This window comes from Polaribacter sp. 2305UL8-11, from assembly GCF_058147165.1.
Window position 1 is genome coordinate 51,244 of record NZ_JBYVJW010000005.1, and the last position, 23,937, is coordinate 75,180.

Genomic DNA, 23,937 nt, shown 5'->3' on the forward strand with positions numbered 1-23,937 from the left:
TTGTGAATAAAAAAGCACATTCATCCTTTAAAAAAACGAATAGTTTGGCTAATTTCACGCTTTAAATTCTTCAAAATAAAATCTATTGAATAGTTACTTAAATTCTTTAAACGAAGCTCAAAAACAAGCAGTTTTACAAAAAGATGGCCCAATGATTATTATTGCAGGTGCTGGTTCTGGTAAAACTCGTGTTTTAACTTACAGAATTGCACATTTAATGCAATCTGGTGTAGATGCGTTTAATATTCTTTCGTTAACATTTACCAACAAAGCAGCTAGAGAAATGAAAGAAAGAATTGCTTCTGTAGTTGGGGTTAGCGAAGCAAAAAACCTATGGATGGGAACTTTTCATTCGGTTTTTGCACGTATTTTACGTTCGGAAGCAGATAAATTAGGTTTTCCAAGTAATTTTACCATTTACGATACACAAGATTCAGTTCGTTTAATAAGTGCAATTATAAAAGAAATGGGATTGGATAAAGAACGTTACAAACCCAAACAGATTTTAGGGCGAATTTCTTCTTTTAAAAACAGCTTAATTACAGTTAGAGCGTATTTTAATAATTCTGATTTGCAAGAAGCAGATTTACACGCAAGCAGACCAAAAGTTGGTGATATTTATAAAGAATATGTAGACAGGTGTTTTAAATCTGGAGCAATGGATTTTGATGATTTATTGTTGAGAACCAATGAATTATTAGCACGTTTTCCAGACGTTTTGGCAAAATACCAAGATAGGTTTAGATATATTATGGTAGATGAGTATCAAGATACAAATCACTCGCAATATATTATTGTAAGAGCTTTAGCAGATAAATTTGGTAATATTTGTGTGGTAGGAGATGATAGCCAAAGTATTTATAGTTTTAGAGGCGCAAATATTCAGAACATTTTAAATTTTCAGAAAGATTATCCAGATGTAAAAACCTTTAAATTAGAGCAAAATTATAGATCTACAAGCAATATTGTAAACGCTGCAAATTCTGTTATCGCAAAAAATAAAACCAAGTTAGATAAAGAAGTTTGGACTTCTAATGATGCTGGAGATTCCATAAATGTAATGCGTACCATTTCTGATGGAGAAGAAGGACGTTTTGTGGCACAATCTATTTGGGAAAACATGATGAATCATCAATTAACGCCAAATAATTTTTGTGTTTTATACAGAACAAATTCACAATCGAGAGCTATTGAAGATGCCTTGAGGAAAAAGAATATCGATTATAAAATTTATGGAGGAATCTCTTTTTATCAACGTAAAGAAATTAAAGATATTTTGTCTTATTTACGCATATTAATCAATCCTAATGATGAAGAAGCGTTAAAAAGAATTATCAATTATCCTGCAAGAGGTATAGGAGCAACTACTATAGATAAGCTAACCATAGCTGCAAATCATTATAAAAAATCAATTTTCGATATTATAAAATATATTGATAAAATAGACTTAAAAATTAATTCTGGTACTAAAAACAAGTTACAGAATTTTATGAATATGATTCTGCGTTTGCAAATAGAAGCAAAAACTAAAAATGCATTTGAAATTGCAGAAATCGTTGTAAAACAAACGCAATTAATCAAAGATTTAGAAAAAGACGGGACACCAGAAGCTGTTAGTAAGGTAGAAAATGTGCAAGAATTACTAAACGGAATAAAAGATTTTATTACCGATAAAATAGAACAAGGAGAAGATGCATCATTAACATCATTTTTAGAAGACGTTGCTTTAGCTACAGACTTCGATTCAGAAAAAAATAACGAAAAACCTACAGTTTCATTAATGACCATTCACCAATCTAAAGGTTTGGAATATCAATACGTGTATATTGTTGGCTTAGAAGAAAATCTTTTTCCTTCTGCCATGAGTATGAATACTAGAAGCGAGTTAGAAGAAGAACGTAGATTGTTTTATGTAGCATTAACTAGAGCAGAAAAAGTAGCGTATTTAACTTATGCACAAACACGTTACAGATGGGGAAAATTGGTAGACGCAGAACCAAGTAGGTTTTTAGAAGAAATAGACGATCAATTTTTATATTATCTTACACCAAAAGTACCAGAACCATCTATTAACAGATTTGTAGATAAAAGTATTTTTGATGATGCTCCAAAAGGAATCCGTTTTCAAAAACCAATTCAACGTAAAAAAATGGAGCGTGATTTGGCAAAAAAGAAAGAAATTGTCATTCCAAAAAACTTGAAAAAAGTTTCACAAATACCACCAAAAATAAATCTTTTCGATGGTGAAATTGCAATTGGTAATATTGTAGAACATAATAGATTTGGCAAAGGAAATGTAATTGGTTTAGAAGGAAAAGGTCCTAATAAAAAAGTAGAAATCCAGTTTGCAACCGCAGGAAAAAAGAAATTATTGTTACAATTTGCAAAACTTAAAGTAATAGGATAAATAATTACGAAATCATAATTACTAATTCGTAATTATTAATTATTTTGCAACGTTAAAACTTATAAAAACTTTAAGTGTCAGTTCGAGCGCAGTCAAGAACTAATAAATTTCTTTTTAAGTAGAAATTTTTATACTTCACAAAAATAAATAAATGACATTCGATTTAGAATACAATTCAGAAAGACCATTAATGATTATTCCAGAATATGGAAGACATATACAAAAATTAGTAAACCATTGTGTTGCCTTAGAATCTAAAGAAGAACGCGATAAAATGGCGAAAGCCATTGTAGACGTTATGGGAAATTTGCAACCACATTTACGTGATGTACCAGATTTTAAACACAAATTATGGGATCAATTGTACATCATGTCAGATTTTAAATTAGATGCAAATTCTCCTTATCCACAACCTTCAAAAGAAGAACTACAAGAAAAACCAGAAGCTTTGGCATACCCAAAATCAGCTTCTAGATATCGTTATTATGGCAATAATATACAAACTATGATAGATGTTGCTTTGGGTTGGGAAGAAGGAGAAAAAAGAGAAGCATTGGTATATACAATTGCTAATCACATGAAAAAATGTTATCTAAATTGGAACAAAGATACAGTTGATGATGCTGTTATTTTTAACCATCTATATGATTTATCTGATGGAAAACTAGATTTAAGAAATTCTGAAGAAGAGTTGTCAGACAGTAAAAACTTACTAAAAAAGAGAAATTCTCAAGGACAGAATCATTCAAAGAATAATCACAAGAAACCACATCACAATAATAAAAATAGAAAAAGATATTAAACAATGGCATCATTTAAAATAGAAGGTGGTCATAAATTACAAGGAACCATAACTCCACAAGGAGCAAAAAATGAAGTTTTACAAATATTATGTGCAGTTTTACTCACTCCAGAAAGAGTTGTAGTAAACAATGTACCAGATATTATAGATGTAAATAAACTAATTTTTATTCTTGGAGAATTAGGTGTAAAAGTAGAAAAGTTAACAAAAAATTCTTATACTTTTCAAGCAGATGAAATTAATCTTGAATACTTAGAATCTGCTGATTTTAAAAAAGATGGAAGCTCTTTAAGAGGTTCTATTATGATAGTAGGTCCATTGTTAGCTCGTTTTGGAAAAGGATATATTCCACGTCCAGGAGGAGACAAAATTGGTCGTAGACGATTAGATACACATTTTGAAGGTTTTATTAGATTAGGTGCAAAATTTAGATATAATAAAGAAGAATCTTTTTATGGAGTAGAAGCACCCAATGGTTTAACTGGTATAGAAATGTTGCTAGACGAAGCATCTGTAACAGGAACTGCTAATATTTTAATGGCATCAGTTTTAGCAAAAGGAACCACAAAAATTTACAATGCAGCTTGCGAACCTTACATTCAACAATTATCTAAAATGTTGAATGCTATGGGTGCAAAAATATCTGGAGTTGGCTCAAATTTATTAATCATAGAAGGAGTAGAATCTCTTGGTGGCTGTAAGCACACAGTTTTACCAGATATGATAGAAATTGGTTCTTGGATTGGAGTAGCAGTGATGACACGTTCAGAACTAACCATAAAAAACGTTTCTTGGGAAAATTTAGGACAAATACCAAATGTATTTAGAAAATTAGGAATTACTCTAGAAAAAAAAGGAGACGATATTTACATTCCAGAACAAGAATCTTACGAAATTCAGAACTACATAGACGGTTCTGTGTTAACAGTGGCAGATGCTCCTTGGCCTGGATTTACACCAGATTTATTAAGCATAGTTTTAGTAATTGCAACACAAGCAAAAGGAACCGTTTTAATACATCAGAAAATGTTTGAAAGTCGTTTGTTTTTTGTAGATAAATTGATAGATATGGGCGCAAAAGTAATTTTGTGCGATCCACACAGAGCAACCGTAATTGGTCATAATTTCCAAAGCCAATTAAAAGCAACTAAAATGACTTCTCCAGATATTAGAGCAGGAATTTCTCTACTAATAGCTGCACTTTCTGCAAAAGGAACAAGTATTATCAACAATATAGAACAGATAGACAGAGGCTATGAAAATATAGAAGCACGTTTAAAATCTATTGGTGCTAAAATTGAAAGAATTAACGATTAGAGAATGTCATCTTGAGTTCGGTTAAAAGGTTAGAAGCTATTTCCTGCTTTCCACTATATCTTTTTATTTGTGCAGAATTTATTTCAGTATCTGTTAAAGTAAAAAGAATTAATTTTTTAAAAAAAGATACTGAAACGAGTTCAGCATAAAAAGGATGTTGTTTGAATCAGGGCTAAACTAGTTTGCCAGAGATAGTAAATAATAAAAAAGTAGTGTCAATCTGACACTATTTTTTTGTTGGCAACATTTTTGCCAATAAATTGGTACAATTTAACGATTACAAAGAAATGAGTAAGAAAGATAAAATACAAGAAGAAGAAATTATCAACGAGCAAGAAACTACACAAGTAGAAGAAAACCAAGAAGTTGAAGCAGAAGTTGTAAAAGAAGAACCAACTCCAGAAGAGCTATTACAAGCAGAAAAAGATAAGTTTTTACGTTTGTTTGCAGAGTTTGAAAATTATAAAAAAAGAACAACAAAAGAAAGAATAGAGTTATTTAAAACTGCAGGACAAGAAGTAATGACATCTTTACTGCCAATTGTAGATGATTTTGAACGTGCTTTGTCACATATAGAAGAAGATAAAGAAGCAGAAGAATTAAGAAAAGGTGTATTATTAATCTATAATAAGTTTTACAATACTTTAGAACAAAAAGGGTTGTCAAAAATAGAAACCAAAGCTGGTGATGTTTTTGATGCAGAAATACACGAAGCAATTACACAAATTCCTGCTCCATCAGAAGATTTAAAAGGAAAAGTAATAGATTGTGTAGAAAAAGGATATAAGTTAGGAGATAAAATTATTCGTTATCCAAAAGTGGTTATCGGACAGTAATTAAGTAAAAAAGTCAACAGCTGGCAGTAGGCAGTAAATAGCTTACAGAAAACTGCATACTGAAGACTGTAAACTATCAACAATGGCAAAACAAGATTTTTACGAAATATTAGGCATCTCAAAATCAGCTTCTCAAGCAGAAATTAAGAAGGCGTACAGAAAAATGGCTATTAAATATCATCCAGATAAAAATCCAGGTGATAAAACTGCTGAAGAAAACTTTAAAAAAGCAGCAGAAGCTTATGAAGTTTTAAGTGACGAAAATAAAAAAGCACGCTATGACCAATATGGACATGCAGCTTTCGATGGTCCTCAAGGTGGAGGAGGCTTTGGAGGTGGAGGTATGAATATGGAGGACATATTTAGCCAATTTGGAGATATCTTTGGTGGAGGTGGTTTTGGTGGAGGCTTTGGTGGTTTTGGTGGTGGAGGCCAAAGACAAGCCAGAGTTAAAGGAAGTAATATGCGTATTCGTGTAAAACTAACTTTAGAAGAAATTGCCAAAGGAATTGAAAAGAAAGTAAAAGTTCGTAGAAAAGTACAAGCAGATGGTGTAAAATACAAAACATGTACAACTTGTAATGGTTCTGGGCAACAAATGCGTGTAACAAATACCATTTTAGGTAGAATGCAAACTGCAACTACCTGTGGAACTTGTTCAGGTGCTGGAGAAATTATGAGCAGCAAACCTAATGGAGCAGATGCCCAAGGTTTAATTGTTAAAGAAGAAACTGTATCAATTAACATTCCTGCTGGTGTAACAGAAGGCGTTCAGTTAAAAGTAGGAGGTAAGGGTAATGAAGCTCCAGGTAAAAACTCAATTGCTGGAGATTTATTAGTGTTGATTGAAGAAATTCCTCACGAGAATCTAAAAAGAGAAGGAACAAATATTCATTATGATTTGTATGTAAACTTTTCTGAAGCGGTTTTAGGAACAAGTAAAGAAGTAGAAACAGTTACAGGTAAAGTTAAAATTAAAATAGATGCAGGAACTCAATCTGGCAAAATCCTAAGATTAAAAGGAAAAGGTTTACCAAGTATAGAACGTTATGGAACAGGAGATTTTTTAATTCATATTAATGTTTGGACACCCCAAGAACTAAACAAAGAACAAAGACAATTTTTTGAGAAAATGTCTGATAATGAAAACTTTACACCAAGTCCCAATAAAACAGATAAATCTTTTTTTGAAAAAGTTAAAGACATGTTTTCATAAACTTATGTTAAGAAATACATTTTTATATGAATAACTAAAAAAAAAGTTTTTTTTAATTAAGATTTAATATATATTTGTAGTGTTGCTAATTTTATTAGCAACACTTTTTCTTTTTCATAGCAATTTTTCCCACTCAAATTTTGAGTGGGTTTTTTTATGATAAAGAATTGTATTTTTAGTAATTTTACAGTTATAAAAATAGCAGACTTATCTTATCGACTTGTTTAATAAGTAGGAAAGTCCGGACACCAAAGAGTAATCATAGCGGATAACATCCGTCCAACGTAAGTTGAGGACAAGTGCAACAGAAAGAATGTACAGTTAGGCTGTAGTGAAACCAGGTAAACTCTATGAGGTGCAATGCCATGTAAACTAGAGATTGAGAATTACTCGTTCGATTCTAGAGGGTAGGCAGATAGATTCTAAAAGTAATTTTAGAACTAGATAAATGATAAGAACCTTTTTAAGGAACAGAATTCGGCTTATTAGTCTGCTTTTTTTATAAATTTACGAATTCTTTAATTTTAATCAGTAAATGTCCGTTTTTGTTGATTTAAATTCATTCTTTTTTAAAATAATTTTTATTTATTTATTAATTAGAGCAATCTATTATTTATCTTTTAAAATTGATTTAAAAAACGTAATTTTGCTCAACAATAATTCATAAAATTTACATACTATATGGCTTTTGATATTGATATGATCAAAAAAGTGTACGCAAACGTTGTAGAACGCGTAGATGCAGCACGTGAAGTAACAGGAAAACCTTTAACACTAGCAGAGAAAATTTTGTATTCTCATCTTTGGGATGGTAAAGCAAATAAGTCATTTTCTAGAGGAAAAGATTATGTAGATTTTGCACCAGACAGAATTGCATTGCAAGATGCAACTGCACAAATGGCATTATTACAATTTATGCAAGCTGGTAAAAATAAAGTAGCAGTTCCTACAACTACACACTGTGATCATTTAATTCAAGCCAAAAACGGAGCAAGCTCAGATTTACAGTCTGCTTTAAATACAAGTAATGAGGTTTTTAATTTTTTAGAATCAGTTTCTAATAAATATGGGTTAGGTTTCTGGAAACCAGGTGCAGGTATTATTCATCAAGTGGTTTTAGAAAATTATGCATTTCCAGGAGGAATGATGATTGGTACAGACTCACATACTGTAAATGCAGGTGGTTTAGGTATGATTGCAATTGGAGTTGGTGGTGCAGATGCTGTAGATGTAATGGCTGGAATGCCTTGGGAATTAAAATTCCCGAAGCTAATAGGTGTTAAGTTAACAGGAAAACTTTCTGGTTGGACAGCCCCAAAAGATGTCATTTTAAAGGTGGCAGATATCTTAACTGTAAAAGGTGGTACTGGAGCAATTGTAGAATACTTTGGGCCAGGAGCAATAGGAATGTCTTGTACTGGTAAAGGTACAATATGTAATATGGGAGCAGAAATAGGAGCAACAACTTCTACTTTTGGATATGATGATTCTATGGAACGCTATTTAAGAGCAACAGATAGAAATGATGTTGCAGATGCTGCAAATCAAGTTAAAGATTATTTAACTGGTGATGCTGAAGTTTATGAAAACCCAGAGCAATATTTTGACCAAGTTATAGAGATTAACTTATCCGAATTAAGTCCTTTATTAAATGGGCCATTTACTCCAGATTTATCTACAAAAGCGGGTGCAGATATGACTAAAGCTGCAAACGAAAATGATTGGCCTTTAAAAGTAGAATGGGGTTTAATAGGTTCTTGTACCAATTCTTCTTACGAAGATTTGTCTAGAGCATCATCCATTGCACAACAAGCCATTGATAAAGGTCTAAAAACAAAAGCAGAATTTGGAATAAATCCAGGTTCAGAAAAAGTAAGATATACAGCAGATAGAGATGGTATTTTAGGAGTATTTGAAAAATTAGATGCAACTATTTTTACAAATGCATGTGGTCCTTGTATTGGTCAATGGGCTAGATATTCAGACCCTGCAAATGCACCTAAAAACTCGATAATTCATTCTTTTAACAGAAACTTTGCAAAACGTGCAGATGGTAACCCAAATACACATGCATTTGTTGCATCACCAGAAATGGTAGCAGCAGTTGCAATTGCTGGACGTTTAGATTTTAATCCAATAACGGATAAATTAATCAACGAAAATGGTGAAGAAGTAATGCTAGATGAACCTACAGGATGGGAATTACCTCCAAAAGGTTTTGAAGTTAAAGATGATGGTTACTTGGCTCCAGAAAAAGATGGTAGTCATGTAAAAATTGCATTAAAAGAAGATTCTGAAAGATTACAGTTATTAGAACCATTTACTCCTTTAGGAAACTCTATTACAGGAGCAAAATTATTAATAAAAGCATTTGGTAAATGTACCACAGACCATATTTCTATGGCTGGTCCTTGGTTGCGTTTTAGAGGTCATTTAGATAATATTGCAAATAATACTTTAATTGGTGCAGTAAATGCATTTAATAAAAAAACAAATTTTGTTAAAAATCAACTAACAGGAGAGTATGATGCAGTACCTGCAACACAAAGAGAATACAAGAAAGCAGGAATTAAAACTATTGTGGTAGGAGATCATAATTATGGTGAAGGTTCTTCTAGAGAGCATGCTGCAATGCAGCCAAGACATTTAGGTGTTGCTGCAGTTTTAGTAAAGTCTTTTGCAAGAATTCATGAAACAAATTTGAAAAAACAAGGAATGTTAGGTTTAACATTTGCTAATGAAGCAGATTATGACTTAATTCAAGAAGATGATACATTTAACTTTTTAGATTTAAATGAATTTGCACCTGGAAAACCATTAAAAATTGAAGCAGTTCATGCAGATGGGAGCAAAGATATTATTGTTGCAAACCATACATACAATCAAAGTCAAATAGATTGGTATAATGAAGGATCTGCATTAAATTTAATTAAAAAAGAAAATGCTTAATATATTGTAAGCTATATTTAAAACTCTCGAAGAAATTCGAGAGTTTTTATTTTATATAAAGATGAATTCTAAAGAGTTTAATAATTTTTTAAAAACAATTTCTACTAAACCTATTCCTGTAATAGACCATCTAATTTCTTTAGATGAGTATTTACCTATTGATATTTCTATAAAAAATAAAGATTTACAAAACTTTAATATTGCCTCGTCTAAAGATTGGGAAAAATATATAAACTCTTATCTATTAGAAAATAAAGCAAAAGTTGCTTTTGGTGGGTATTTAGAAAAAAGAAATTTATACAATAGGAGCGACTATTTTAAAGCTAACGCTAAAGAAATTCAACGAAATATTCATCTAGGAATAGATTTATGGTGCAAAGAAAAAACAAAAGTTCTTGCAGTTTTAGATGGAGAAATTCATAGTTTTCAGAACAATAAAAATTATGGAGATTATGGTCCAACAATCATTTTAAAGCACGTTATTAAAAATGAAACTTTTTATTCGCTTTATGGCCATTTATCTATAGAATCCTTAGAAAATATTAAAATTGGAGATAAAGTTTTAAAAGGAACTACAATAGGTTTTTTAGGAAATTCATTAGTAAATGGAGATTATGCACCACATTTACATTTTCAAATAATTAGAAATTTAGAAAATAATTTTGGAGATTATCCTGGAGTTTCATCAAAAAAAGATATTTATTTTTATAAAAAAAATTGTCCAGACCCTAATTTGTTATTAAAATTAACTCCTTAAAAACAGCTTATTATTGTAAGCTTTATAAAGCTTTTTAGACTTCTATAATAATAAATCTAAAAAGTTATTTCTTATGAAAAATTTCTGGTTTTTTGATAATGTAAATTTATTCAATCTTTTATGTCCTCATAAATTTAAAGAGTATAAAAAATGCCACACTTTTGATAGGTATAAGAAAAGTGATTACATTTATTTTGCAGAAGATGCAGCTAGTAAAGTTTTTCTAATCCAAAATGGAAAAGTAAAAATTGGCTATTATACAGAAGAAGGAGATGAAATTGTAAATGCAATTTTAACCAAAGGACAATTATTTGGTGAAAAAGCAATTTTAGGTGAAGAAAAAAGGGATGAATTTGCACAGTCTGTAGATAATTCAACATCTATTTGTCCAATAGGAGTAGAGACACTTCACGATTTAATGAGAGACAATAAAACTTTTAGTCTAAAAATTTACAAATTTTTAGGATTGCGTTTCAAAAAACTAGAAAGAAGACTACAACTAATTTTATTTAAAGATACTAAAACTCGCTTTTTAGAATTTATGAAAGAATTATGTGAAGAATATGGACATGATTGTGAAAAAACTGGAGATAAAGTTATCGAACATCCATATACCCAAAAAGATATTGCTTCTTTAATTGGTACTTCTAGATCTAATTTAAATGTATTGATGCATGAATTAAAAGAAGATAATATCATCAATTTTAATAGAAAAGAAATAAGATTATTAAAAAAAATTGCATAAGTGTTCGCTAGCTAACATTTAAAGATGTATATAGCCCATAACTTTGTCATCAACATTAACAATAAAATATTAATAAGATGAAAAAAGTTTTAAATTTAGCATTGGTTTTTGCAATAACTGCATTTTTTGCAGCTTGTAGCAATAGTGAGAGCCAACCTACAACAGGTAAATTAACGGTTGATTTAACAGGTTTAGAAGAATTAGGTTCTAATTTTGTATATGAAGGATGGTTAATTGTAAATGGAAAACCTGTAAGTACTGGTACTTTTACAAGTGTCACGTTTCCACAGTCATATACTGTTGGTATTAATGATTTAAATACAGCAACTAAGTTTGTTTTAACTATTGAACCAGCAGGAGAAACAGGGGCAGCTGCTTTGGCACCTTCAAATACCAAAATTTTAGCTGGAGATTTTTCTGGAAATACTGCATCAGTTAATTCAAAAATTGTAGGAGATTTTAGCAAATCTTGGGGTAAATTTATTTTAGCAACTCCAACAGATGGGATGAACACTAATGAAAGAAGTGGTGTTTGGTTTTTAACGCCTGGAATGCCTCCAAAAGCAGGTTTAGGCTTACCAACATTAGGAGAAGGATGGAAATATGAAGGTTGGGCAGTAATTAATGGAAAACCAGTAACTACAGGTAAATTTACAAAATTGGCAGCTACAGATGAATTTAATGGGTTTAGTGGATCAATGGCTTTACCAGCTCCTAATGGACCAAATGGATTTTTTCCTGGGGAAGATTTTTTAAAGAATGCTCCTGCAGGACAAACATTTCCTACAGATTTAAGAGGGGCTACAATTGTTATTACTGTAGAACCTAATCCAGATAATAGCGATGCACCATTTACTTTAAAGCCCTTAGCTAAAAAAGTAGCTGCAGATGCTGTAGATCATGTAGCTATCGATTTAGGTGTAGGTCCAAAAGCAATTTTATCTGGTACAGTAAGCAGATAACAGAAATAAAATCTACTATTTATTTTGTTAATGGTTGATTAAATCGAAGGGTAATTACAAAAGTAATTACCCTTTTCTGTATAAAAAAATGCCTATTAAAACTTTAAAAAAAGTTTGTAACAGGCACCAACTAACCAACCAGTTGTTTTTTAGATATTCTTATTAATTTTAATTGGCATTTTATAAATTTCTCCTTTTTTAACTCCTTTAACGTCTATTTTTTTGTAGTTTAATTTGTTTTTTACAAACTTGTTAAAGCCAGAAACTTTAGAGTCTACAGAAATTACAATTAATTCATTTTGGTTATTCACCATAAAAGAAACTTCTGCTTTACAATTTTTTTCAATTTCTAAAGGAATCGTGTTTCCAATAATTGAAACAATAGAAGACCTTAATTCTTTTTTAGTTTCAGAAGGTTTTTTATCTGTTGCTGTTGTAGAAAAAATAGTTGATAAACTAATTGCAAGTACTGTAATAATTGTTTTTAAATTTTTCATGATAATGTTGTTTTAGGTTGTTTTTATATATTAGAAAGACGACCAATTTTAGAAAAGGTTTCACTAAAAATACCTGTTTAACATAACCATAACTTTATTTAACTGAAATTAAGAATTTGATAAGAATTTATTAACTTTTAAGATTTTTTTAAGAAAAAGAACAAACAAATAAATTTAAATCTTTGAAAATCAATTATTTAACTATTTACTTGACAAATCGAATTAATAACGATATTACATCCTTTTTTTATTTCTTCATCAGAAATAGTTAATGGTGGTGTAATTCTCATAGCTCGAGGTTCAAATAATAAAAAGAAAAGAATTAAACCATTATCTAAGCATTTATGAATTACTTTCACAGCCATTTCTGATGATTTTAAAATAGCAGTTAGCATTAATCCTTTACCTCTTATTTCTAATATTTCTGGATGATGTAAATATTTACGAATCAATTTTTCTTTTCGTAAACTTTCTAAATGCAATTTTTTAGAAATAATTTCCTTAACAGTAGCTAAACCAGCTGCAGCCATAACAGGATGACCAGCAAAAGTAGAAATATGACCCAATTTAGGGTTATCACTAAGAAAACGCATCAAATTTATATTTGCAATAAAAGCACCAATTGGCATTCCTCCACCTAAACCTTTTCCTGTAATTACAATATCTGGCACACAGTTATAATTTTCAAACCCCCAAAAAGTACCAGTTCTACCAATTCCTGTTTGTATTTCATCTAAAATTAACAAAGCTCCAACTTCCTTACATTTTTCTTTAACTTTAGCTAAATAATCATTTTTTGGAGTTATAAACCCAGCACCACCTTGAATGGTTTCTAAAATAACAGCTGCAGTTTTTGTAGTTATTTTATTTAAATCATCTAAATTATTATATCTAATAAACTTTGTACCAGGTATTAAAGGTCTAAAAGCTTGGTTTTGCTTTTCTACACCAGAAACACTCATAGCACCCATAGTATTACCATGGTAAGAATTTTTAGCGGCAATAATTTCTGATCTTTCTGTTACTCTTTTTGCTAATTTTAATGCACCTTCTGTAGCTTCGGTTCCTGAATTAGTAATATAAACTGCATTTAAGTTTTTAGGAGAATTTGCTACCAATAACTTACAAAGTGCTACTTGTGGTTCTTGAATAAATTCACCATAAACCATTACATGCGCATATTTTTCTAACTGATTTTTTACAGCTTCTGTAACTTTTGGATGATTATGCCCTAAACTATTTGCAGAAACACCAGCTACAAAATCTAAATATTGTTTACCAGAATTATCATAAATATAAGCACCTTTTGCGTGAGAAACTTCTATAGAAAGTGGATGAGGAGTAGTTTGTGCTTGATATTTTAAAAAATCTGATTTCATTTTACTGGTTTTGTAATGATAATCCTTTTTTCTTCTTTTCTATTATAGCAGCAGGTTTTTTGTCTATCTTCTTTTTAGGTTTTGGGTTTTTATTTGGTGTATCTAAAAATATATCTTCTTTAGATTTTGGTTGTTCATCTTCTCTCCAAATAAAACCTTTTAACTTTCTGTCTTCTTCAGGAAACATAGATGGTGGATAAGTTTTTCCATCAGATTTTTTAAGGTATTTAATGGTTTCTATTTGACCATCAGCTAGTATAAATTCTATATTGCTTGAGATTTCTTTAGTAATTGTTTCTAAAACCAGCGTTTCTTCATTTCTATTAAAATATACAGACTCTGCATTTCCTTTAACCAATAATAAACGTAATTTGTTCTTCTCGAACTTACCAAACATATTTCTACCTTTAATTTGATTAAAATCTTTTTTTGAGATAGAATCTTTAGAAACAATAAAAGCGTTATTTAATACTTTTAAAGAATCTAACTTTTCTGTTTCTACATTAGATAACAGATGAATTGTGTCTCCTGTAATTTGGTTTTCTTCTGACCACAAAACTGGGTTGTCAAACATTTTGGTAAGTCCTGTTGCTTGATTTGTATATATAGAATCACATTTGCCTTGCAAATCAGATTTAAAAATTTTTACATTATGATAGGTTCTTATAATTCTTTTTTTTGGTTTGCCAGTAACTAGCAACGTATCTCCATGAATAAACATAGAATCTTTATCTATAATAGAAATTGCAACAGCTTTTTTTATAATAAAAAGCGAATCTTTTAGTTCAAATATTTCTGCATAATTTCCTCTAGCCACAAAGTTTTGTACAGTATCTATAACTTGAATATTGTTTGTAGCAGATGCAAAACCTTTTCTTTTATCATAATATAAACTATCTCCTTCTACAGTTCTTTCTTTTAAAAAAAGCTTAGCATTTTTTACAAAATAGGAGACATCTGTTTTGGTATTGTAAAATCCTTTTTCAGAATAAATTCTGTTTTTATTCTTGGTGTTTGTAATTGTAGAAGGGCCATAAAGATATGCCAAACCAGAATCTGTGTAGTAATCTAAATGATTAGAGTCTATTTTATTTTCTGGATTAACAACTGTTACTCTTGTAGTTGCTGTAAATTTTTTTGTTTGTAAATAGTAGTTTCCGTTTTTACTTTTTAAAGTATTGGTATTGTCTTTTATAGTTGCAAAACTTTTATAAAATAACTTCTGATTTAATCTGTCAAAATTTAAAGTATCTGTAGTCAAAGTCATTGTTGGGTCTTTTAAAACCACATTACCCCAAGATAAAGCTTGTTTAGAGTTTGCATCATAATCTGCATAATCACTAGTTTGTGTAATTGTATCTCCTTGTTTTATTAAAACATTTCCAATGGCTTTGAAAAAGTTTTTTTCTTTATAATACAAAGCTTGTTTAGATGTTAACACAATACCCTCATGAACCATTTTAACGTTACCAATAAGTAAGGTTGCTCCAGGATATTTGTCTTCATCTGCTTCTTGTATTTCAGCTTCATAAACAATTTTTTTTGTCTGAGAAAAAACAAGAGAAGATGTAAATAAAATAAATAGAAAAAATATTCTTTTCAAAATGATGAATTAATTTCAGCAAAAATAACGAAAAGAATAGTGCTTTCTATTAAAGAAAAGTGAAATTATAATTTACGCAATATCTTCTTGAATACGTATTTTATTTTCTAATTTTTTAGCTCTAGGAAATAATATGTTGTTTTCTATATGAATATGTTCTTGAAGTTCTTCTTCAAATTGTTGAAGCTTTATATATAGTAATTTAAAAGATTCACAAACATTTTCAGGAATGCTATAATTATTAGTTAAATTAGAAATTCTTTTAAAAACAAACCCAATATTGTGGTGCTCATCTTCAAAATTATTTAATATATCATCTAAAGGAGAGTTAGAAATTTCTTTATGCATATTTTTATTTTTAAGCAGAATCAATTCTTTTATATAAGGAAACAAAATTTCTTCCTCACGTTTCATGTGCTCTAAAATTTCATCTGTTATATTTTGTATTAGTTCATTTACCTCTTTAAGTTCTGGGAAAATAGTATCATATAATTTAGCTACTTTCTCTCCATATTCTTTTAATAATAATATATTTTCTTGCTTATATTCATGGTGCACATCAACTAAAAATTCTATTAAAAAATCTAATTTCCAAGCTTTGTAATTTTTTAAATAGAATGTGTTTTTGCTTACAGCATTTAGTTCTTTAATAATTTTTTTTAAGTCAATTTGTTGTTTTTCACAAATATTAGAAAGTACTACGTTGCCATTAATACCAAAATCTATTTTATATTTTTTAAAAATTTTTGCAGTGTTTATATTGTTAGTTACAATATTTGCTACGAGTTTGTTTTCTAGTTTTTTCATTTTATGCTATTTTATCAACACTACAAATTTGTGACCTTTTTATGGTTGAAAACATGATTTTTATCATTTAGATATATAATTCTAAATCAATAGCAAAAATCTATACATTTTTAGCAGTAACTTGCCTTAAATATTGAATTAAAATCAGTAGAAGACTCAGAGGAATTAACGCACTAACTAAAACTAACATCAAATAATAGTTATTTATAATTGATAATTGTTGCCAGTTACAAAACCCTTTGTAAAAAATGAATACTTCAGACAGTATAAATCCTAATATGTAAATTTTAATCCCAAAAGAATTAATTTTTAATAGTTTAAGTTGATGGATAAAAATAAAAATACTTAAACTAACAATACCTAAAAAAGTTAAATGCAAATAGCCAATTACAAAATCTACTACCTGAGTTGTAAGCATTGCAAAATAAGGCATTGAAGTTAAGAACTGAAGAAAAATTTTGAATATAAATAATGCATATACAAATTTTAATAACTTTAAGATAAAGGGTTTAAATGTTATATAAAAAAGTTGTTTGTAGTTTCTAATAATGAGATATAATTTTCCTAATGCAGCTATTTGGTATACAGCTCCAAAAAAAGATAATAAATAGATAAACTTATGTGGTTTTATCCAAAGAAAAGATAAAAACAAAGTAAGACAGCAACTAATAATTAAATATTTATAAAATGGTGATATTAAAGATTTATCAATATGGATTTTATTTTTTTCTAATATAAAAAAGAAAATTCCTAAAAGACAAAATATAAACCATCCATTATATTGAAAATGTAAATAAAAATAAATAGCATTTTTATACCAATGAGAAGTGTTTCCTAAAGTATTCATAATAATGCCTAAAGCCCAAGGTCCAATGCTAGAAAACATCATAAATAGGAGAGAAGTGTTTATAAATTTATAAGAGTAATTAGTTTTATTGCAATTGTTGTTTTTTACAAAAAAGTAATAAGACCAGTAAGAACAAATTAAAAATAATGTAGAAAATAGGATAGAAAATAATGCATAACCAGTTATAGGAAAACTGATTAACATACCTAAAATGGTGATTTGCGTACACCAGAAAATTTTAAAATACTTCTTTTTTGCCTCTTCTTTTATAAATAAATAATAAATTAAAGTGGTTAAACTAAGGTAAATCCATCCTAAAAGAGCTATGTGAGAGTGTGCATGTACTAAATATTTGTAAGTAGCATATACACTTGTAACTGGAAAAAATCTTAGAAGTATGCCTAAACTAGCAGCAATAATAAAATAAAAAAAAGAAATTAGAAGTTGTTTTTGGGTAGATATCATTTTAATACGCTATTCAAATCATTATTTTCTGCAAATTCTGTAGCCATTTCTAATATAGTTTTTGATTTTAGTTTATGTATTAATTTATTTTTAAAAGGAGCATATAAATCATGAACAACACAAGGGTTTTCTTCATTACACTCATGCTGTCCTAAATAACATGTACTAAATTTAGAGACGTTATCTACACAATCTATAATTTGAAAAAGTGTGTTTTTTTCATTTTTTTTTGATAAATAAAAACCTCCATTTGGCCCTTTAGTAGAAGATATAATTCCTTTTTTTGTAAGTTCTTGCATAGTTTTTGCTAAAAAAGGAGCTGGCATCTTTAATTTTTCTGCAATTTCTTTAGATCCAATTTTTAAATTTTCTGAAGTATTATTTGTTAAATATAATACAGCTGTAATCGCGTATTTACTGGCTTTTGATAACATAATTTCTTTTTTCAAAATAAAAAGATAAAAACATCTTTTTATATGATATTTATCATATTTAGATATTTATCTCTATAATATATTTGCATATAAAGATAAAAATATCTTTTATTTTGAAACAGTGTATAAGCTATAATTATTGATGAAAGAGATAGAAACAAGAAAAGACATTACCTTTTTAGTACATACTTTTTATCAAAAAATAAGAAAGGATGATTTATTGGGAGTTATTTTTAATAACCACATTCCTGAAGAAAAGTGGTCAGAACATCTAGAAAAACTTACCGATTTTTGGGAAACCAATCTTTTTGGAACCCCAAAATTTAAAGGAAATCCTACACAGAAACATCTAAATGTAGATCGGAATTTAAATCATAAAACCAGTCAAAAACATTTTGGCAGATGGTTGCAAATATGGTTTGAAACCATAGATGCAAATTTTAAAGGATATTTGGCCAACAAAGCAAAAGAAGCATCTAGAAGAATGGCACATGGGCAATTTATGGCAATTTTTAATCATCGATAAAAAACTAGCATTTAAAAAATAATTAAAAATGAAAACAGCAAATCTATTTAAAAATTTAGAATTTAATAAAGAAAAACCTTTAGTAAACGTATTGTTCGAAACTGCTTTTACCAAAGAAATTAGAATTGCAATGCATAAAGGAACAGAAATGAAAAAGCACAAAACCTCTTATCCAATTGTAGTAGAAATTATAGATGGTAATATTGATTTTGGTGTAGAAAATGAAATTTTGAATTTAAAAAAGGGACATTTAATCGGTTTAGAAAGTAGTGTTCCTCATGATTTAAAAGCAAAAGAAAACAGTGTTATACGATTAACTTTAACAAAAAAAGACGAAACAAATAGAGTAAAAAAAGTTATTGAAAACTAATTACAATTAAAACATTTTATTATGAATATTACAGAAGAAAACACAGTTGCAGAAGTAGTTACAAATAATATCAAAACTGCAGATGTATTTAAAAAACATGGAATAGATTTTTGTTGTGGTGGAGGAATATCTATAAAAAAAGCATGTGAAAAGCACAACATTTCTTATTCGGATTTAGAAAAAGAATTATCAACCGTAAACAACCCTGTTTCTAATGCTTATAATTATGATGCCTGGAAATTAGATTTTTTAATAGCTCATATAGAAAACATACATCATACTTATGTACAAGAAAGAACTCAAATAATTTTACAATATGCAGCAAAAGTTGCCAAGGTTCATGGACATCATTACACAGAAGTTGTAGAAATAAATAGATTGTTTAATACAGTTGCTCAAGAATTGGCCTCTCACATGAAAAAAGAAGAGTTAATTTTATTTCCTTTTATAAAAAAGTTGGTAAAAGCAGATAGAGAAGGAGAGAAAGTGCATATTCCACATTTTGGTTCTGTAAATAATCCAATAAAAATGATGGAAGAAGAACATGAAAATGCTGGAGATATTTTTAAAGAAATAAAACAGCTTTCTAATAATTACACTCCACCAGAAGGTGCTTGTAATACTTTTAAAGCTTTATACGCAAAATTAGATGAGTTTGAACAAGATTTACATCAACACATACATTTAGAGAATAATATTTTATTTCCAAAAGCAATCGCTTTAGAGCGTAAAAGTAATATATAAATAGTTTTGAGTTTTTTAAAATAGAAAAAGAAGCTGTTTAAAATACTTTTTAGACAGCTTCTTTCTTACTGATATTTTGATAAATATTATCTATTTATTGTCTGCTTTCTATCTGGCCCAACAGAAACTATAGAAACAGGAACTCCAGTTTCTTTTTCAATAAAAGCAACATAGTCTAGTAAACTTTGTGGTAATTCATCTGCAGAAGTCATTTTTGTTAAATCATCTTCCCAACCTTTAAACTCAGAGTAGTTTACAGAAACATTTTCTGGTTCAATATTATAAGGTAAGTGACTAATTTCTTTTCCTTTGTAGTTGTAAGAAGTACATATTTTTAAGGTATCAAAACCAGATAGAACATCTCCTTTCATCATCATTAATTGTGTAACACCATTTACATCTACTGCATATTTTAGTGCTACTAAATCTAACCAACCACATCTTCTTGGTCTTCCTGTTGTTGCACCAAATTCATGACCAACTTTTGCCATTGTTGCTCCATCTTCATCAAATAATTCAGTAGGAAAAGGGCCTGAACCCACTCTTGTTGTGTATGCTTTAAAAATTCCAAAAACTTCTCCAATCCTATTTGGTGCTACTCCTAAACCTGTACAAGCACCTGCAGCTGTTGTGTTAGAAGATGTTACAAAAGGATAGGTACCAAAATCAATATCTAATAAAGAACCTTGAGCACCTTCTGCTAAAATTGTTTTTTTGTCTTTAATAGCTTGGTTTAAAAACTCTTCACTATCAATAAATTGTAAAGTTTTTAACTTGTCTATTCCTCTACAAAACTCTGTTTCTAATTCTTTTAAATCATATTCTATTTGCACATCAAAGAATTCTAGCATTTTTATATGCTTTTCTGTTAGAGCATCGTATTTTTCTTTCCAATTGTCTAGTTCTAAATCTCCAACACGCATTCCGTTTCTACCTGTTTTGTCCATATAAGTTGGCCCAATTCCTTTTAAAGTAGAACCAATTTTGGCTTTTCCTTTAGAGGTTTCTGAGGCTGCATCTAATAATCTGTGTGTTGGTAAAATTAAATGTGCTTTTCTAGAAATTAATAATTTAGTGGTATAGTCTATATTATGTTTGTCTAAATTTTCTAATTCTTTTTTAAAGATAACAGGATCTATTACAACTCCATTTCCGACAACATTTAAAGCTGTTTTATGAAAAATTCCTGAAGGTATTGTGTGTAAAACATGTTTAAATCCATCAAAGATTAAAGTATGTCCTGCATTTGGACCTCCTTGAAAACGAGCAATGATGTCATAATTTTTGGTAAGTACGTCTACTATTTTACCTTTTCCTTCATCTCCCCATTGCAATCCTAGTAATAAATCTACAGCCATTTTTAGTTGTGTAATTGTTATATAGTTTAATTTTTGTTTATGTGTTTACTGGCAAGCTGCCAACTTGAATATTGTTACTTTTTCTTTGTTCCGTAAAAATAGAGTGAATGATTGTGTATATTGATATCAAATACTTCTTCTATTGTTTTTTTGATGATTTGAATTCTTGGATCACAAAACTCTTTTACATCTCCAGAATCTGTAAAAATAACGTGGTCATGGTTTTTATCAAAATAACTTTTTTCATAACGTGCCATAGATTGGCCATCAAATTGATGTTTTCTAACTAAACCACAATCTAAAAGTAAATCTATAGTATTATAAAGTGTAGCTCTACTAACTCTATAATTTTTATTTTTCATTTTAATGTAGAGAGATTCGATATCAAAATGCTCATCTGCATCATAAATTTCTTGAAGAATAGCATAACGTTCTGGCGTTTTTCTATGCTTATTTTCTTCTAAATATGTAGTAAATACTTTTTTTACTACTTCTTGATTTTCAAGAGAATTACTCATTTATAAATGATTTTTACGAAAAAACAAATTTACAGTTATTTCTTAATAAAAAAACGTTTTCATCTATATGTTATTTACAAAGTATTTGAACGCTCTACTTTTTTCATTCCCTCTATCTTATATAAACTTTTTATTAATTTATCTAATTGAGAGCTATTCTTGACTTTTATAGATATTTTACCGTCAAAAACACCATCATCTCCTTTAATATTTATACTGTTAATAAAAACTCCCATATTATTAGAAATGACTCTTGTAACCTCATTTGCCATTCCTTGATTGTCTACACCAGATAAATTTAAGATGGCTTTAAAGTCTTGTTTTGTAGAATCAATCCATTTTGCTTGTAAAATTCTGTATGCATAATTAGATTGTAATGATATAGCATTAGGACAATTCATTTTATGAATTTTTATTCCATCATTTATAGTTGTAAAACCAAAAACTTTATCTCCAGGAATTGGGTTACAACATTTAGATAATTTGTAATCTAACTTTTCTTCTTCTTTACCAAATACAAGAGCATCGTACTTGTGAGAAACTTCATCAGTTTCTACATGTTGTTTTTCTGCAGTATTTCTTCTTAGTTTTGATTTAAAAAAGTTTAAAATCTTACTGTTTCTTTGTGATACAAAAGTTTTTAAAAGGGTATTGTCTATAGCTCCATTTCCTATTCTATAAAATAAATCAAAACTTGTTTTTAGTTTAAAAAAGTTTACTAATTCGTTTGTAGTTTTTTCATTAAAAGGAATTTTTAAGTGGCGCAGTTTACGAACTAAAATTGCTTTTCCTTCTTCTGCAATAATCTTTTCTTCTTCTTTTAATGCAGTTCTAATTTTAGCTCTTGCTCTTGCTGTAATCACAAAATCTAACCATCTAGAATTTGGTTTGTTTGTTGCACTTGTAATTACTTCTATCTGATCTCCACTTTTTAACTTATGACTTAGTGGCATTAGTTTTCCATTAACTTTTGCACCTCTACATTTTAAACCTACATCTGTGTGTATAGAAAAAGCAAAATCTAAAGCAGTTGCATCTTTGGGCAATGATTTTAATTCTCCTTTAGGCGTAAAAACATAAATTTCTTTCGCATATAAATTCAGTTTAAAGTTTTCTACAAAATCAACAGCATTTAAAGAGTGAGTTTCAAGTGTTTCTTTTAATTTGTTTAACCAGTTTTCTAAACCATCTTCTTTGGTATTCCCTTGTTTGTATTTAAAATGCGCAGCATAACCTTTTTCTGCAATTTCATTCATTCTTTTAGAACGAATTTGTACTTCTACCCACTTAGCATCTGGACCAACTACTGTAATATGAAGAGCTTCATAACCAGTAGATTTTGGTTGCGAAATCCAATCTCTTAAACGTGTTGGGTTAGGTTTAAAATAATCTGTAACTATGGTATAAATTTTCCACGCATCAAATTTATCATCATTAGAATTGGGTTGGTAAATAATTCTAATTGCATACTTGTCATAAACTTCTTCAAAAGTTACATTCTGACTAATCATTTTCTTGCGAATAGAATAAATAGACTTGAAACGTCCTTTTATTTCGTAGTCAAAATTTTCTTTATCTAAACCAGCTTTTAAAGTATCTTCAAATCTTTTTAAATAATTTTTTTGATCTTCTTTACTTTCTTTTATCTTACTTAAAATACCATTATAAGCTTCTGGTTCTGTATACTTTAACCCTAAGTCTTCTAACTCTGTTTTTATATTGTATAAGCCTAACCTGTGTGCTAAAGGAGCATAAATATATAAGGTTTCTGATGCAATTTTTAATTGTTTATGAGGTGGCATTGCATCCATAGTTTGCATATTATGCAACCTATCTGCAATTTTTATTAAAATAACTCTAACATCGTCATTTAATGTTAAAAGCATTTTTCTAAAATTTTCTGCTTGTATAGAGGCGTCTTGTTTTTTATTAAGACGCGATATTTTAGTAAGTCCGTTTACTATTTTGGCAATGGTTTTACCAAAAAGATGTTCCATATCTTCTATGGTATACTCAGTATCTTCTACAACATCATGTAAGAGTGCAGAAGCAATAGATGTAGCATCTAAACCTATTTCATAGGCCACAATTTTAGCAACTGCAATTGGATGAAAAATATAAGGTTCACCTGTTTTTCTTCGCTGTTTAGAGTGTGCATCTACAGCAATATCAAAGGCTTTTCTTATCAAATCTTTATCGTCTTTAGACAAAACTTCATAAGTACCTTTTAGCAAATCTTTATAGCGATTTGCAATTTCTTTATTTTCTTCTTCTATGGTGGCTGTATATTCCAAAACTACAATAAAAATTAAGGTGTAAACTTTAAGTGAAAGTAGGAATAAGTATTTTAACAAACAAGGAAATACAGGATTTTTGAAATCAATTTTTCAAGGTTTGA

At 29.1% G+C, this 23,937-nt stretch carries 21 protein-coding genes and 1 other RNA gene; 13 read left to right on the forward strand and 9 right to left on the reverse strand.

The window, feature by feature from the left end; genetic code table 11:
* Positions 1-85 precede the first annotated feature (85 nt).
* The 10 genes from ACY2RW_RS05895 to ACY2RW_RS05940 all read left to right on the forward strand — a co-directional run bounded on the left by ACY2RW_RS05895 (position 86) and on the right by ACY2RW_RS05940 (position 11,991).
* Positions 86-2,407: an ATP-dependent helicase gene (locus tag ACY2RW_RS05895; RefSeq protein ID WP_490121778.1), complete on the forward strand. Its 2,322-nt coding sequence runs from the start codon at positions 86-88 to the stop codon at positions 2,405-2,407.
* A gap of 151 nt (positions 2,408-2,558) precedes the next feature.
* Positions 2,559-3,209 carry a DUF4290 domain-containing protein gene (locus ACY2RW_RS05900; protein WP_490121779.1) on the forward strand — a complete coding sequence of 217 codons (651 nt, stop codon included), beginning with the start codon at positions 2,559-2,561 and terminating at the stop codon, positions 3,207-3,209.
* A gap of 3 nt (positions 3,210-3,212) precedes the next feature.
* A complete protein-coding gene (gene murA, locus ACY2RW_RS05905; protein WP_490121780.1) occupies positions 3,213-4,526 on the forward strand; it encodes a UDP-N-acetylglucosamine 1-carboxyvinyltransferase in 1,314 nt (437 codons plus the stop codon).
* Between the two features lie 287 nt (positions 4,527-4,813).
* A complete protein-coding gene (locus ACY2RW_RS05910; protein WP_490121781.1) occupies positions 4,814-5,362 on the forward strand; it encodes a nucleotide exchange factor GrpE in 549 nt (182 codons plus the stop codon).
* An 82-nt stretch (positions 5,363-5,444) separates the two neighbouring features.
* Positions 5,445-6,578: a molecular chaperone DnaJ gene (gene dnaJ, locus ACY2RW_RS05915; protein WP_490121782.1), complete on the forward strand. Its 1,134-nt coding sequence runs from the start codon at positions 5,445-5,447 to the stop codon at positions 6,576-6,578.
* A gap of 198 nt (positions 6,579-6,776) precedes the next feature.
* Positions 6,777-7,079: RNase P RNA component class A (gene rnpB / locus ACY2RW_RS05920), an RNA gene on the forward strand.
* Between the two features lie 180 nt (positions 7,080-7,259).
* Positions 7,260-9,527, forward strand: coding sequence for an aconitate hydratase (locus ACY2RW_RS05925; protein WP_490121783.1), 2,268 nt, complete (start codon positions 7,260-7,262; stop codon positions 9,525-9,527).
* A 61-nt stretch (positions 9,528-9,588) separates the two neighbouring features.
* On the forward strand, positions 9,589-10,284 hold the full coding sequence (locus ACY2RW_RS05930; protein WP_490121784.1) for a peptidoglycan DD-metalloendopeptidase family protein: 696 nt from the start codon (positions 9,589-9,591) through the stop codon (positions 10,282-10,284).
* A 73-nt stretch (positions 10,285-10,357) separates the two neighbouring features.
* Positions 10,358-11,029 carry a Crp/Fnr family transcriptional regulator gene (locus ACY2RW_RS05935; protein WP_490121785.1) on the forward strand — a complete coding sequence of 224 codons (672 nt, stop codon included), beginning with the start codon at positions 10,358-10,360 and terminating at the stop codon, positions 11,027-11,029.
* 77 nt (positions 11,030-11,106) lie between these two features.
* Positions 11,107-11,991: an anti-sigma factor gene (locus ACY2RW_RS05940; RefSeq protein ID WP_490121786.1), complete on the forward strand. Its 885-nt coding sequence runs from the start codon at positions 11,107-11,109 to the stop codon at positions 11,989-11,991.
* 149 nt (positions 11,992-12,140) lie between these two features.
* On the opposite strand, the gene ACY2RW_RS05945 is transcribed toward ACY2RW_RS05940, so the two are convergent.
* The 6 genes from ACY2RW_RS05945 to ACY2RW_RS05970 all read right to left on the reverse strand — a co-directional run bounded on the left by ACY2RW_RS05945 (position 12,141) and on the right by ACY2RW_RS05970 (position 18,038).
* The gene (locus ACY2RW_RS05945; RefSeq protein WP_490121787.1) at positions 12,141-12,488 is read right to left on the reverse strand and encodes a hypothetical protein; all 348 of its coding nucleotides are present in this window, start codon (positions 12,486-12,488) and stop codon (positions 12,141-12,143) included.
* A 197-nt stretch (positions 12,489-12,685) separates the two neighbouring features.
* Positions 12,686-13,867, reverse strand: coding sequence for an aspartate aminotransferase family protein (locus ACY2RW_RS05950; RefSeq protein ID WP_490121788.1), 1,182 nt, complete (start codon positions 13,865-13,867; stop codon positions 12,686-12,688).
* Position 13,868: 1 nt separating this feature from the next.
* A complete protein-coding gene (locus ACY2RW_RS05955; protein ID WP_490121789.1) occupies positions 13,869-15,470 on the reverse strand; it encodes an OstA-like protein in 1,602 nt (533 codons plus the stop codon).
* 72 nt (positions 15,471-15,542) lie between these two features.
* Positions 15,543-16,277, reverse strand: coding sequence for a DUF542 domain-containing protein (locus tag ACY2RW_RS05960; RefSeq protein ID WP_490121790.1), 735 nt, complete (start codon positions 16,275-16,277; stop codon positions 15,543-15,545).
* Between the two features lie 100 nt (positions 16,278-16,377).
* A complete protein-coding gene (locus ACY2RW_RS05965) occupies positions 16,378-17,589 on the reverse strand; it encodes a hypothetical protein (RefSeq protein WP_490121791.1) in 1,212 nt (403 codons plus the stop codon).
* Positions 17,586-18,038, reverse strand: a complete 453-nt coding sequence (locus ACY2RW_RS05970) for an RrF2 family transcriptional regulator (RefSeq protein ID WP_490121792.1) — start codon at positions 18,036-18,038, stop codon at positions 17,586-17,588. Before ACY2RW_RS05970 ends, ACY2RW_RS05965 begins: the two co-directional genes overlap by 4 nt.
* Positions 18,039-18,165: 127 nt before the next feature.
* Here ACY2RW_RS05970 and ACY2RW_RS05975 point away from each other — a divergent pair, with 127 nt between their 5' ends.
* The 3 genes from ACY2RW_RS05975 to ric are packed head-to-tail and all read left to right on the forward strand — an operon-like array spanning position 18,166 to position 19,663.
* Entirely contained in the window at positions 18,166-18,549 is a 384-nt protein-coding gene (locus ACY2RW_RS05975; RefSeq protein ID WP_490121793.1) for a group III truncated hemoglobin, read from the forward strand.
* A 28-nt stretch (positions 18,550-18,577) separates the two neighbouring features.
* The gene (locus ACY2RW_RS05980; protein ID WP_490121794.1) at positions 18,578-18,919 is read left to right on the forward strand and encodes a cupin domain-containing protein; all 342 of its coding nucleotides are present in this window, start codon (positions 18,578-18,580) and stop codon (positions 18,917-18,919) included.
* Positions 18,920-18,940: 21 nt separating this feature from the next.
* Positions 18,941-19,663, forward strand: a complete 723-nt coding sequence (ric, locus tag ACY2RW_RS05985) for an iron-sulfur cluster repair di-iron protein (RefSeq protein WP_490121795.1) — start codon at positions 18,941-18,943, stop codon at positions 19,661-19,663.
* An 86-nt stretch (positions 19,664-19,749) separates the two neighbouring features.
* Here the strand turns inward: ric and ACY2RW_RS05990 are convergent, their stop codons facing one another.
* The 3 genes from ACY2RW_RS05990 to ACY2RW_RS06000 form a co-directional block, all read right to left on the reverse strand.
* The gene (locus tag ACY2RW_RS05990) at positions 19,750-21,021 is read right to left on the reverse strand and encodes an adenylosuccinate synthase (protein ID WP_490121796.1); all 1,272 of its coding nucleotides are present in this window, start codon (positions 21,019-21,021) and stop codon (positions 19,750-19,752) included.
* Between the two features lie 74 nt (positions 21,022-21,095).
* Complete coding sequence (locus ACY2RW_RS05995) at positions 21,096-21,539, reverse strand: Fur family transcriptional regulator (protein ID WP_490121797.1); 444 nt, start codon at positions 21,537-21,539, stop codon at positions 21,096-21,098.
* Positions 21,540-21,613: 74 nt separating this feature from the next.
* The gene (locus tag ACY2RW_RS06000) at positions 21,614-23,833 is read right to left on the reverse strand and encodes a RelA/SpoT family protein (protein ID WP_490121798.1); all 2,220 of its coding nucleotides are present in this window, start codon (positions 23,831-23,833) and stop codon (positions 21,614-21,616) included.
* Between the last annotated feature and the right edge of the window lie 104 nt (positions 23,834-23,937).

Coding starts and splice junctions, on each gene's coding strand:
- ACY2RW_RS05900 (WP_490121779.1), top strand. CDS start 2,559: ATGACATTCGATTTAGAATACAATTCAGAAAGACCATTAATGATTATT.
- murA (WP_490121780.1), top strand. CDS start 3,213: ATGGCATCATTTAAAATAGAAGGTGGTCATAAATTACAAGGAACCATA.
- ACY2RW_RS05910 (WP_490121781.1), top strand. CDS start 4,814: ATGAGTAAGAAAGATAAAATACAAGAAGAAGAAATTATCAACGAGCAA.
- dnaJ (WP_490121782.1), top strand. CDS start 5,445: ATGGCAAAACAAGATTTTTACGAAATATTAGGCATCTCAAAATCAGCT.
- ACY2RW_RS05925 (WP_490121783.1), top strand. CDS start 7,260: ATGGCTTTTGATATTGATATGATCAAAAAAGTGTACGCAAACGTTGTA.
- ACY2RW_RS05930 (WP_490121784.1), top strand. CDS start 9,589: ATGAATTCTAAAGAGTTTAATAATTTTTTAAAAACAATTTCTACTAAA.
- ACY2RW_RS05935 (WP_490121785.1), top strand. CDS start 10,358: ATGAAAAATTTCTGGTTTTTTGATAATGTAAATTTATTCAATCTTTTA.
- ACY2RW_RS05940 (WP_490121786.1), top strand. CDS start 11,107: ATGAAAAAAGTTTTAAATTTAGCATTGGTTTTTGCAATAACTGCATTT.
- ACY2RW_RS05945 (WP_490121787.1), bottom strand. CDS start 12,488: ATGAAAAATTTAAAAACAATTATTACAGTACTTGCAATTAGTTTATCA.
- ACY2RW_RS05950 (WP_490121788.1), bottom strand. CDS start 13,867: ATGAAATCAGATTTTTTAAAATATCAAGCACAAACTACTCCTCATCCA.
- ACY2RW_RS05960 (WP_490121790.1), bottom strand. CDS start 16,277: ATGAAAAAACTAGAAAACAAACTCGTAGCAAATATTGTAACTAACAAT.
- ACY2RW_RS05965 (WP_490121791.1), bottom strand. CDS start 17,589: ATGATATCTACCCAAAAACAACTTCTAATTTCTTTTTTTTATTTTATT.
- ACY2RW_RS05975 (WP_490121793.1), top strand. CDS start 18,166: ATGAAAGAGATAGAAACAAGAAAAGACATTACCTTTTTAGTACATACT.
- ACY2RW_RS05980 (WP_490121794.1), top strand. CDS start 18,578: ATGAAAACAGCAAATCTATTTAAAAATTTAGAATTTAATAAAGAAAAA.
- ric (WP_490121795.1), top strand. CDS start 18,941: ATGAATATTACAGAAGAAAACACAGTTGCAGAAGTAGTTACAAATAAT.
- ACY2RW_RS05990 (WP_490121796.1), bottom strand. CDS start 21,021: ATGGCTGTAGATTTATTACTAGGATTGCAATGGGGAGATGAAGGAAAA.
- ACY2RW_RS05995 (WP_490121797.1), bottom strand. CDS start 21,539: ATGAGTAATTCTCTTGAAAATCAAGAAGTAGTAAAAAAAGTATTTACT.